Below are 11,792 nucleotides of genomic sequence, written 5' to 3'. Positions count from 1 at the left end.
GGATGTGGTTGTAGGGGCACGTTTTCATCTTGCTGAGAAAACGAGTGCCAACATTTTATTTTTTCACGGTAATGGTGAGATTGCAAGGGATTATGATGACTTAGGAATATTATACAGGTCGGCTGGCATCAACTTCCTCCCCGTTGATTACAGGGGATACGGGCGATCCACCGGTTCACCCACGATCACTGCCATGATGCGGGACTCACATCTGGTCTTTGGTTATGCATACAACTGGCTCAAGGAAAATGGTTATACCGGTCCATTTATTGTGATGGGGAGATCGCTGGGAAGTGCATCCGCATTGGAGCTGATGGCAAACTATAAAGATAAAATAGACGGGGCTATAATTGAAAGCGGATTCGCCTATTCCCAAACCCTGCTCAGTCTCCTGGGTATCAACATGAAGAACCTTGGAATCGGGGAGGAAGACGGGTTTCGCAACATCGACAAAATCCGCACCTTTGACAAACCCACACTGATTATCCATGCAGAGAAGGACCATGTCCTTCCCTTTGCAGACGGTCAGGCCCTCTATAACGCCTCCCCCGCCAAGGATAAAAAGCTCCTCGAAATTTTAGGGGCCAATCACAACGACATCTTTTTACGCGGAATGGAGGACTATATGCGGGCAGTGAAGGAATTAGCAGAAAAAATAAAGGAATAGAAAATTGGAATGTGATACCAAATTGCATTTATTTTTACCCCTATGGACAGGCGAGGACGCCTATCCTACCCCCGTGGCAGGATTTAAAGAAAAATCATGCAATCTCGGCATACTTTTTCACTCCCAGCTCCGCTGATCAACAATGAGCTTATCGCCTTCGGATAATGTGGCCGGCTTGATTAATTCAATTTTATCGATTTTGACCGTGCATATTTCTTTAAAAAAGTTTTCAAAACTGTTCTGTAATTCGTCCCTGTCAGCAACTTCTCCCTTCGCTTCCAGCCTGACTGTCAAAATATCCTTATGAAGCGCCCTGCTGATTACAACCTGAAATCTTACATTATCAAACCGTTCGCTAATCTTTTTTAACTGGCTCGGGGCAATAAAAAGACCCCTCACCTTTACAGCATCACCAACCCGCCCTGCAATACCACTCAGTCGATAAGACGTCCTTCCACAGGGACAGGCTTCACTGATAATACTTGAGAGATCGCCGGTCCCAAACCTGAAAAGAAAAAAGATGTTATTGAGTCGGGTTACCACAACTTCACCCAGTTCTCCATGCCCGACCTGTTTCCCGGTTGCAGGATCAACGATTTCAACGATTACTTCCTCACAAATATGCCAGCCGTTTTTTTCACGGCACTCGTAGGCTACATCGCCTACCTCGGTGGCTCCGTACATCTGATATGTATCTATTCCATATTCTTTTTCAAATTTTTCTCTGAGAGATGGCTCGAGCGGCTCTGCCGCAAAGCTTGCACGCCTCAATTTGAAATCATTTTTAAAGTCATAACCCATCTCCTCGGCTTTTTTAATTATAGCCATCAGAAAACTGGGGGTGCCGGTATAACCTGTTACATCCAGATCACGAATCAACTGTACCTGTATCTCGGTACCTGAAGTCCCCGAAGGAACTACGGTGGCACCAACATTCCTCAGCCCACCGTGGAACGTAAGGCCGGCAGCCACCATGTGGTAGGAAAAGGCATTGAGAACCACATCTCCCTTTCTAAAACCTGCAGCATGATAGGCTCTTGCCCATAGATAATCGGTCTCCGCAAGATGCGGTTCATAGACAGGCCCCGGTGAAGTAAAGATTCTGTCTATTTCAATATCCCGGTCACATAATCCGCCGAATGGAGGTTCTGCCGCTTCGAGTTCAACAAGTTTTTCTCTGGAAATTATTGGCAGTTTTTCAATATCCTTTAAAGTCTTTATGCCTGATGGACTTACGCCCAGTTCATCAAGTATATCTTTAACCTTTTCCGATCTCTGATATCCGAGATTGACCATTTCGGATAATCGCTGATCATAGTAATCCTGTCTTTCAGTTAAGGCCAAATCCTCTTTATCGTCAAAAAAGTCTGCCATTTGTGTCTCCTTTTAAGTGAAGATATCCTGAAACAAGTTCAGGATGACACCTTCACTCTGTCATTCTGAGTGAAGAGATGCTGAAACAAGTTCAGCATGACACCTTCACTCTGTCATTCTGAATCCCCACTCTGTCATTCTGAATTTATTTCAGAATCTCGTAAAGAATCCCACTCCGCTTCTCCCGTAACGAAAGGATATAAATCTTTCCATTTTGGATTAAACTGACTAATTAGATTTACTTTCCAAGGACGATGCCAATTTTTCAATTGCTTTTCCCGTGCTATTGCTGCATTTACATCACTTGTTACTTCAAAATAAACTAACTTTGTGACATTGTACTTCTTTGTAAATCCTTCCTCCAATCTATTTCTGTGTTCGTATATTCTGTGCAATAAATTATTCGTTATACCAATATACAGCACCCTGTTAGATTTGTTAGTCAGAATATAAACAAAGTATTGATGTTGTTCCATTGGAACTTCAAGTTATTTAATCAGTAATCATATTTTACAGAAGATCCTGAAACAAGTTCAGGATGACAGCCCTGATTCACCATCAAAATCGGAGAACCCTTGAGAAACATAGGTTTATAATGTTTTATTTGTAGTACTCAGGTGCAAGCAAAATTACTGCAAGACCTTATTACTAAAGGAATTCGTAAAATTAGGCGGTGGATTTTGGGACAGCCAAACAAAATCAGCATGACACCTTCACTCTGTCATTCTGAGTGAAGAGATGCTGAAACAAGTTCAGCATGACACCTTCACTCTGTCATTCTGAATTTATTTCAGAATCTCAACGCACCATTACAGCCACCGCTTACGCCTTCTGTATGACTTTACATCTTTATACGATCTGACCGCACCTGTCGCTCCCACTCCGAGATAAAATTCTTTTACGTCCGGATTTTCTATCAGATCATCGGCGACGCCCTCCATCACAATCTTCCCGTTTTCCATAACGTATCCGTAGTGTGCTATCTGCAGGGCCATATTTGCATTCTGTTCCACCAAAACTATAGTGGTTTCCTGCTCTTCATTTATTCTTGTAATTATCCGGAATATCTCTTTTACTACTAACGGCGCCAGACCAAGCGAAGGCTCATCCAGAAGCAGAAGTTTGGGATGCGCCATCAGTGCCCGTCCCATGACGAGCATCTGCAATTCACCACCGCTGCAGTACCCGGCCAGTGATTTTCTCCGTTCCAACAATGGAGGAAAATAATTGTAGACCATTTCTAAATCTTTTTTATAGGGACTGCCCCATCGGGTGGCCGTACCCACTTTTAGATTCTCTTCAATGGTAAGGTATTTGAATGGTTCACGCCCTTCCAGAACCTGTATGATTCCCTGGCGAGTAATGACTTCAGGAGCTGAATTCTGAATAGACCTTCCATCGTAAATTATTGTCCCATCCGTCACCTCTCCGTTTTCCGGCTTGAGAAGTCCTGAGATCGCCTTTAGAGTAGTAGACTTGCCAGCACCATTACTGCCAAGCAGAGACACAATGCGGTTCTTTTCAACAGCAAGAGATACTCCTTTGAGAACCTGGATAACATCCGAGTAAACCACGCTGATATTGTTCAGTTGGAGTAAAATATTATTATCCATAACTTTAGCTCACTTTAGGCACTTAAAACTTTAGCTCACTTTTCTTTAATACGAAAACGGCCACCGCCTGAAGTTGGAACGGATGATTCGCCATACCTCGGCCAGTCCCTTCGGTTCAAAAAGAATGAAAAGGACGATGATAAGTCCAAAGGAAAATTCACGAAGCGCCGCCACGTTAAGTCCGATACCCGCTGATATCCCGAGATTCATGAAAATATCCGTTGCCCCGCGCAAAACCTCATTTAAACCGGTAATAAAAATCGCTCCATAGATGGCACCGGCAATACTCCCCATCCCGCCTATTATAACCATGGCGATATATTCGACAGAGAGTCCAAGTGTAAATGGTTCGGTTGTGATGCTAATCATGTAAAACGCCCAGATGGCTCCGGCAATTCCCGCATAAAAAGAACTGATACCGAATGAAAGGAGCTTGTACCGAAATATTGGTATTCCCATTCCTTCAGCGGCACGATCATTGTCACGAATGGCTATGAATGCCCTGCCGTATTTGGTGCGTACCAAATTTACCGCCAGAAGTGTCATGCAGATAAGACAGATATAAATCACATAAAAAAAGCTTCTGTCACTACTTAACTCTATCCCAAATATCGTGGCCGTGGGAAGTGTAATCCCCATAGTGCCTCTGGTAAGACTTTCCCAGTGCACAAGGACATATTCAATAATGAACTGTCCGGCAAGCGTAGCAATAGTCAGATACAGCCCTTTGAGGCGACCTGAGGGTATTCCGAAAATCATACCCACCATCGCAGTAATCAAGCCGGCAGCAGGAACTGCCAGCAAGAATGGAAAGCCCACAGAAGTGGCCAGGATTGCACCGGCATAGGCCCCTACTCCGAAGAAAGCACCATGACCAAGGGATATCTGACCCGTAAATCCGATCAATATGTTGAGCCCCATTGCGGCAATGGCCGCAATTCCAATCATATTGAATATATAAAGAGTATATGGTCCACTTATCAAAGGAACCACAGCAAAGAGCACAAGAAGGCCAACACATAACCACAGCCGGCCAAAATCCGTCTCAAAGATAGCAAGTTCCTCTTCGTATCGTTCCTTAAAATTCCCACATGGGTGAAATTGAAATCTTCGCATTTTTAAACACGCTCTATTTCTACCAGACCAAAAAGTCCATACGGCTTAACCAGCAATATGAAGACGAGAACACCATAAGGAACAACATCACGAAGCGATGGTGAAATATATCCACCGGTAAAGGTTTCCAAAAGCCCTATAATGAGACCACCTATGATTGCCCCGCCGATACTGTCAAGCCCGCCCAAAATGACCACGGGAAAAACCTTAAGACCTATTGCGCTAATTTCATGAACGTTAATCCCGTTGATAATTCCCAGAACAACACCGCTCATGGCGGCCACTAATGCGGCGATTGCCCATGAAAGGGCAAAGACCCTTCTTACATGAACACCCAGGGAGAGTGAGGCTGTCTGGTTATCAGCAACCGACCTCATGTAAATTCCCTGTGACGAATATTTAAAGAAAAGACCAAAAAGCAGAAGAAAAATCATGCCTATTATAAAAGAAGCAATATACTCCGGCGGAACATAAATTAAACCTATGCGTATGGCAAGATTCTCTGGTAGAAAAGCCGGATAGGTATGTAGGTTTCCCCCAAAAATAAGCAAGAGCAATCCTTTGAACATGGCGGCAAGCCCAACGGTCAACATAATTACATAAATAAGATGTTCACCAATCAGGGGTCGCAGAAAGAGTCGTTCAACAACAAACCCCAGTATAAAGCTGCCGACAAGCGTCACCAAAAAAGCAATGACAATCGGCAGTTTTGCCCACGTAACCAGAGCAAGAAATAAGAAGGCACCTGCGGCCATGAGTTCGCCATGAGCAAAGTTTAGAACGCTTGATGATTTAAAAATCATGACAAAGCCCATTGCAGATAGGCCATAAAGAAACCCGATGCTTATGCCATTTACAAAAAGTTGAAGAAAAAATTCCATACTTGCCTCCTGCTTAAGTGCCTAAAGCTTGAAGTGAACTAAAGTCATTTAAGTGCCTAAAGTTTGAAGTGAGCTAAAGTGAACTAAAGTTAAAAAAATTTACTACATTTATTTCTTCCCAATGGATGTAAAAATAGCAAGTAATTCACTACATTCATCATATTCAGATTTCACTTTTTCCCAGGATAGCCATTTTGCTTCTACAATCACTTCCAGCCAATATTGCGTTTCGCTCGCTTCACTTTCGCAAATTTTAATCTTGTTTTTGAAATCCGCCCTGCTTCTGGCCCGATTGGCTTCCCTGTAATTTGCGCCAATGGAAGTTCCAGATTTTGTGATTCTGATTCTTTATAACCCTACATTCAGGTGTATCGGGTAAGGCTGTCGATAAACGGATTATTTGCACACCGAACTTTCGAGTTCGCTTTTCAAGGTCTTTGGCGAATTCTTTATTATCCATAACTTTAGCTCACTTTAGGCATTTTAGGTCACTTTAGGCACTCTTTTTATACCGTCTAACCCGTGACAAGTTCGTAAAAAGTCTTTTTTTGTCACCCTGAATCATGTCCTGAACTTGTTTCAGGATCATTCAGGGTCTCCTGAGATTCTGAAATAAATTCAGAATGACAAGAGTGGATATTGAAATGTTTAGATGCTGAAACAAGTGAGATCCTGAAACAAGTTCAGGATGACAAATGACACATTTTGAGACTTTTTACGAGTGCATCAAACCGTAATTATGTTAACTCTTGTCTCAATCGTGCCAACCTGCCCATCCTGGTAGCGCACCTTGCCTTTGACCTCCAGTTCACTCTCTTTGCCGTACATCGCCTCAATCAGCTTGATATACAGCCCGTAAACGAACCTCCTGCGAACTTTTCCCGTCCTTGTCAGCTCTTCATCATCCGCATCAAGGAGTTTGTATAAAAGAATAAATTTTTTAATCTTCATCGGATCCGGCAATTGAGTATTAACCTCTCTCACCTCGCCAAGAATAAGTTCCTCAACCGCAGATTGCTGGGAAAGGTCTGTATAGGTTGTATATGGAATCATCCGTTCCTCAGCCCAGTTACCAACGTTTCCCATATCGATGCTTACAAAGGCCGTTATGAAAGGACGTCCCTCACCAAAGATTACCGCTTCCTGAATATAGGGACTGAATTTCAGGCGCGTTTCAACGAAATCAGGAGAAAATGCCCTGCCCTCTTTGTCACGTATTATCTCCTCTTTTCGTCCGATAATAACAAGATGTCCGTCTTCGTCAATATAGCCGGCATCACCGGTACAAAGCCAGCCGTCATTAAAGGCCGCTTGAGTAGCATTAAAATCATTGTAATACCCCTGAAAGACTGATTCACTCGACACAAGGACTTCCTGATCTTCCGAAATTTTCACTTTTGTTCGAGGCAGGGGCTTGCCTACAGTTTCCGGCTTAACTTCATCATCAGGCTGAACCTGAAATATACCACCGGATTCAGTAAGTCCGTAACACTGTTTAAGGTTTAATCCTACTGCCCGGAAAAACCGTATTACATCAGGGCTTATGGGATGTCCTCCCGTATAGGCGCTTAAAAACTGTGAACAGCCGACCCGATCGAGAAGAGGCCGGAAAACGATTATGGATGCCATCCACTTCAGGCATCGTAAATAGAGAGGGATTGGCAGTTTTTGAGATTCACGGTCAACCACCATCCTCCCGATCTTTTCCGAAAGGGCAAAAATTTTGCGGTTAATTAAACCTGAATCACCGATTTTCACCCTGATCTTTGAAGCCAGATCCTCCCAGAACCGTGAAGAGGTAATAATCACGCTTGGTCCTATTTCTCGAAAGTCATCAACAATTGTTTCCTGAGTTTCCGAAAAGTTCATGACCATTCCCCCCAGCAATGTAATGCCAACCCCCCACATCTGGTCAACGACCCACGCCGGCGGACTGACCGACATCCAGTTTGCGCCAACACCGATCGGTGCGGTTTCAAGCCATTCCCTCGCCATTTCGGCAAAATTTCGATGACTCAACATGGCCAGTTTTGATATGCCCGTTGTACCGGAAGTCATAATCATCAATGCAACATCATTTGCCCTGCCCTTCCATAACTCCTGTTCAAAAAGCTCAGGCTGTTCATTGTCCATTTCTCTGCCGAGCTCCAAGAAATCTCGAAAACTGATCAGCCACGGATTATTGCGGTAGTTTCTCATCCCCGTCGGGTCTATGTAGACAACTCTACGGATATGTGTAAGTTTATCACGTGCATCCAGCAGTTTGTCCACCTGCTCCTGGTCCTGGGCAACAACATAAACCGCCTGAATCCGGTTCAGTACGGAACTCAATTCATTTGTTACCGCTGAAGTAAAAAGATTGAGAGTTATGGCACCTACTGCCTGTCCACCAATTTCACTGAACAGCCATTCAGGGTGATTATCCATTATAATTGCAATATTCTCACCCCTCTTGAAACCGAGAGCTAAAAAACCGAGGCCGGTATGTTTAGCATACCGTGAGTAATCTTCCCAGCTATATGTCTGCCATATACCATACGCCTTCTCGCGAATGGCAACTCTCTCCTGCCTGAAGCGCTTCGCCTGTGCGAAGAGTATCTGGGGCAGTGTATGCTGGGCATGGGACGCGAGAGTCTCCTCGTCTAATTGCTCTATTTTAGTATGTCTTCCCATTCAACTAAATCCACACTCTAAATCGTTTCCGTATCACCAAGATATGCCTTGATAACTTCTGGGTGATTCTGGACAATATCAGGGGAACCCTCTGTCAGTTTTTCTCCAAAATTTAAGACAACAACACGCTTGGAGATGCTCATCACAATGGACATATCATGTTCCACTAAAATCATGGTCTGTCCCCATGCTTCATTTAACTCAAGAAGGAATCTGACCATGTCCTCCTTTTCTTCAAGATTCATCCCGGCAAACGGCTCATCAAGCACCAGGAGTTTTGGTTCCAGTGCCAGTGCGCGACCAAGTTCAACCCTCTTACGCAATCCATAAGGGAGGGACCCGACCAGTTCTTTACGTATGGCCTGTATTTCCAGAAAATCTATAAGTTCTTCCAAAATCCGGTGGTGGTGGACCTCTTCTCTGCGAACCGACGGCGAAAAGATGCCTGCGAGGCCAAGGCTGTAGTTACAGTGAATATGACGAGCCAGGAGCATATTGGACAGAACAGTCATTCCCGGAAAAAGCTCAATATTCTGAAATGTCCTTCCAATCCCAATTCCTGTCAGCTCATGGGTTGACAGATTGGTAATATCTCTCCCGTTAAACAGAATCCGGCCTTTCTGAGCCCTGTAAAACCCTGTAATACAATTCAGCAGACTCGTCTTGCCGGCACCATTCGGCCCAATGATTGCTACCAGCTCTCCCGTATGCACAGAGATATCAATCTCACTGAGAGCCTTAAGGCCGCCAAAGTTCAGGGAAAGATTCTTTACTTCCAGCTCAGCCTGCACTTTGCCCGTCTTTTCCGGACTGAATATACTGGGCTGACCACGCAACGCCCTCATAGTTTTGAGCCCCTTATTGTCCAATTGTAAAGCAAAAACTTTGTCTTAATTTTGTACGTGTGACAGTAACACAAAGTGATAAAGCACAGAGGCACAAAGAAAAAAAAGAAATTTTACTTTGTGCCTTTGCAACTATGTGCCTTTGTGCCTAAAGCTATCAGCTTCAGCCGGTAGCAACTTACTTCAAAAGTTTAATCTTTTCCTTTCCAGGAGCATAAAAATTCGTCAGCGGCGTGAATGTGCCATCCTCATGAACCTTAACTATCCTCGCCTTGAATGAAGCTCCATGATCGGTCTTTGTATAGGTAATATTGGGCACAAGCCCTCCAAAATCCTCATCACGAAACGACTCCATCGCTTTGTTAATCGTTTCACTGTTGATCTTCCCGTATTTTGCATTTGCACGCTCAAATGCCCTTTCCATAATCATACCAACGACAACCCCTTCCCAGTAAGAGGCATCAAAATTTTCCACTGTTTTATATTTCTTCCACAGCTCTTCCATTAATTTGATTCCGGGTGTTTTATCAACCGGAAGCCCCCCGGGAAATTGGATTCTTAAACGATCACGTATCAGGCCTTTTCCAAGTTTAAAGAAATCAGGGTCGGTAGACGTCCATGTTCCCAGAAATGCTGGATTATACCCTATGCGATCCGCACATTTGAAGGTGGTAATAATTGCGGCGGGAAGCATCTGCATAAAAACATATTCCGCCCCGTTTTTTCTCAAACGCAACAGTTCGGTGGTAAGATCTACTGTCCTTGCCGGGAATTCCTCAATAGCCACAATGTTTATGTTCCGCTTCTTCGCATATTCAACGCTCGGCTTATGAATAGACCGGCCGTATGCATTATTATATGTCAACAGGCCGACTTTAGGAGCTTCCTTTCCCTTATGTATCGTTCGTATATACTCCATTACCGCATAACAATCCAGCTTATAACTGCCAAAAGGCAGATACATGTAAGCCACGGGCTCTTGGAGAATCTCCCAGCTCGTCGAATAATTAATTGTCGGTATTTTGTACTTCTGTATAATCGGCTTTGCTGCTATCCCGGACCCAGCACTCCAGGTAGCAATCATGCTTACCTTGTCCCGGACTGCAAATTTCCTGACAGCCGCAACGGCCTCGGGAACCTTGTAAGCCGTATCAACAAGAAGCATCTCAATTTTATGCCCCGCGACACCACCTTTTACCTCATTAACATATTTAAAATAATCCTGCTGGCCTTTAGCGTGAAATTGCCCCCAGGTGGAAGCTGGACCGGTCAGATTGATTGCCGCTCCTACTTTTACCGTTTTTGCCTGCACCCCGGTCACCGAACCGAGACAGACCATACCACAGGCAACTATTAAAACAACTACAAAATTCAACAATCTACGCATACCTTCTCCTCCTTTTAATCTTATTGATGAAAAAAAAGGCCGTGGAAAATTCTTCCACGGCCTTTAAATATATAAAAAGCCGTGGGCAGTTTAGCTGGCCTGCCCACGACTCAGTATACCAATTCAGGTTAAGAGCGCAGTAGGCAGACCTTACCAAAAAAGCTAAAGAAGCTAAAAAACCTGCCCACTCTGTTATGACTGACGTCTATCATCTCTGAACACCTGTCTGTAATTACCTTAATTTCTAAACGAACCATTTATAAAAGTCAAGTAAAAAATAGAATAAGGTTTGACAAGTTCGTAGAAAGTCAGGTTTAACCTTCTAAGCTAACTCCAATACCTTGTCTACCAGTTTTTCGATACCTAAAGCAACCTTGGAAATGGTAGGTCCTAACATATATGCAGGGGTGGAAACTATTTTATTTTCTTCATCAACAGCAATTTCATCAACTTCACACATAACATGCTTTCCACCCATCGTCTCAATAGCATCCGCCGTACCCCTATCAGTACCTATTGTCAACTGAGGACCGGCCGTCCCCAATACTTTAGCGGCAAGAACAGGAGCAATACATATAAACCCTATAGGTTTTTTGGCACTATGCATTTCCCTTATCAATCTCTCTACCTCAGGATTTACCGTACAATCTACCCCCTTGAAAGCGAAATTGCACAAAATTTTTGCTGCTCCAAACCCGCCTGGGAAGATCAGGGCATCGAGGTCATCGGCTTTAATCTCTTCGATTTTTCTGATTTCTCCCCTGGATATTCTGGCAGATTCCTTTAAAACTTCTCTTGTTTCACCCGCTACCGGCTCACTCAACAAATGATCAACCACATCACTCTGGTCGATATCGGGGGCCATCTGGATTATTTCGGCGCCGGCCCTATCCAGGTAAAATAAGGTAAGGGTAGCTTCGTGAATTTCACTCCCGTCTAAAAACCCACAACCAGACAAAACAACACCTACTTTTGCCATTTTCGCCTCCTTAAAACTTAATATTTCCCTCAATACCACAAAATTCTTTTTGAGTTAATAAAAAATGTTTTAATCCCTTCGTATGTCAGGTCAATTCTGTCAAGTAAGTATACACATGTTGATTCCCACAATAAACTGACCAAAATATCCTGATTATATTGAACAAGATGCCGGATTTTCAGATTAAGTAGACAGGGGACTGAGGTTTATCAATCAGTCCCCTGTCTTTGTTCTATCTACGAGTTAAAAGATGATTC

At 43.8% G+C, this 11,792-nt stretch carries 10 protein-coding genes; 1 reads left to right on the top strand and 9 read right to left on the bottom strand.

Features of this window, described 5'->3' with window-relative positions:
• On the top strand, positions 1–667 hold a 667-nt coding region (locus Q7J27_04110; GenBank protein ID MDO9528326.1), incomplete at its 5' end, for an alpha/beta hydrolase.
• A 117-nt stretch (positions 668–784) separates the two neighbouring features.
• Here Q7J27_04110 and Q7J27_04105 read toward each other — a convergent pair.
• The 9 genes from Q7J27_04105 to elbB all read right to left on the bottom strand — a co-directional run bounded on the left by Q7J27_04105 (position 785) and on the right by elbB (position 11,535).
• Positions 785–2,041 carry an AMP-binding protein gene (locus Q7J27_04105; GenBank protein MDO9528325.1) on the bottom strand — a complete coding sequence of 419 codons (1,257 nt, stop codon included), beginning with the start codon at positions 2,039–2,041 and terminating at the stop codon, positions 785–787.
• Between the two features lie 134 nt (positions 2,042–2,175).
• Complete coding sequence (locus tag Q7J27_04100) at positions 2,176–2,517, bottom strand: GIY-YIG nuclease family protein (GenBank protein MDO9528324.1); 342 nt, start codon at positions 2,515–2,517, stop codon at positions 2,176–2,178.
• Between the two features lie 333 nt (positions 2,518–2,850).
• The gene (locus Q7J27_04095) at positions 2,851–3,654 is read right to left on the bottom strand and encodes an ABC transporter ATP-binding protein (GenBank protein MDO9528323.1); all 804 of its coding nucleotides are present in this window, start codon (positions 3,652–3,654) and stop codon (positions 2,851–2,853) included.
• Positions 3,655–3,699: 45 nt separating this feature from the next.
• Complete coding sequence (locus tag Q7J27_04090) at positions 3,700–4,770, bottom strand: branched-chain amino acid ABC transporter permease (GenBank protein MDO9528322.1); 1,071 nt, start codon at positions 4,768–4,770, stop codon at positions 3,700–3,702.
• A 2-nt stretch (positions 4,771–4,772) separates the two neighbouring features.
• A complete protein-coding gene (locus tag Q7J27_04085; GenBank protein ID MDO9528321.1) occupies positions 4,773–5,651 on the bottom strand; it encodes a branched-chain amino acid ABC transporter permease in 879 nt (292 codons plus the stop codon).
• 726 nt (positions 5,652–6,377) lie between these two features.
• Complete coding sequence (locus Q7J27_04080; protein ID MDO9528320.1) at positions 6,378–8,324, bottom strand: AMP-binding protein; 1,947 nt, start codon at positions 8,322–8,324, stop codon at positions 6,378–6,380.
• Between the two features lie 17 nt (positions 8,325–8,341).
• Positions 8,342–9,169 carry an ABC transporter ATP-binding protein gene (locus Q7J27_04075; protein ID MDO9528319.1) on the bottom strand — a complete coding sequence of 276 codons (828 nt, stop codon included), beginning with the start codon at positions 9,167–9,169 and terminating at the stop codon, positions 8,342–8,344.
• A 178-nt stretch (positions 9,170–9,347) separates the two neighbouring features.
• The gene (locus Q7J27_04070; protein MDO9528318.1) at positions 9,348–10,556 is read right to left on the bottom strand and encodes an ABC transporter substrate-binding protein; all 1,209 of its coding nucleotides are present in this window, start codon (positions 10,554–10,556) and stop codon (positions 9,348–9,350) included.
• Between the two features lie 322 nt (positions 10,557–10,878).
• Complete coding sequence (elbB, locus tag Q7J27_04065; GenBank protein ID MDO9528317.1) at positions 10,879–11,535, bottom strand: isoprenoid biosynthesis glyoxalase ElbB; 657 nt, start codon at positions 11,533–11,535, stop codon at positions 10,879–10,881.
• Between the last annotated feature and the right edge of the window lie 257 nt (positions 11,536–11,792).

This window comes from Syntrophales bacterium (assembly GCA_030655775.1).
Taxonomy (GTDB): Bacteria; Desulfobacterota; Syntrophia; order Syntrophales; family JADFWA01; genus JAUSPI01.
The sequence above is the reverse complement of the archived record's forward strand: the minus strand, read 5'-3'. Positions and strand labels throughout refer to the sequence as shown.

Coding starts and splice junctions, on each gene's coding strand:
- elbB (MDO9528317.1), bottom strand. CDS start 11,535: ATGGCAAAAGTAGGTGTTGTTTTGTCTGGTTGTGGGTTTTTAGACGGG.
- Q7J27_04070 (MDO9528318.1), bottom strand. CDS start 10,556: ATGCGTAGATTGTTGAATTTTGTAGTTGTTTTAATAGTTGCCTGTGGT.
- Q7J27_04075 (MDO9528319.1), bottom strand. CDS start 9,169: ATGAGGGCGTTGCGTGGTCAGCCCAGTATATTCAGTCCGGAAAAGACG.
- Q7J27_04085 (MDO9528321.1), bottom strand. CDS start 5,651: ATGGAATTTTTTCTTCAACTTTTTGTAAATGGCATAAGCATCGGGTTT.
- Q7J27_04105 (MDO9528325.1), bottom strand. CDS start 2,041: ATGGCAGACTTTTTTGACGATAAAGAGGATTTGGCCTTAACTGAAAGA.
- Q7J27_04090 (MDO9528322.1), bottom strand. CDS start 4,770: ATGCGAAGATTTCAATTTCACCCATGTGGGAATTTTAAGGAACGATAC.
- Q7J27_04100 (MDO9528324.1), bottom strand. CDS start 2,517: ATGGAACAACATCAATACTTTGTTTATATTCTGACTAACAAATCTAAC.
- Q7J27_04095 (MDO9528323.1), bottom strand. CDS start 3,654: ATGGATAATAATATTTTACTCCAACTGAACAATATCAGCGTGGTTTAC.
- Q7J27_04080 (MDO9528320.1), bottom strand. CDS start 8,324: ATGGGAAGACATACTAAAATAGAGCAATTAGACGAGGAGACTCTCGCG.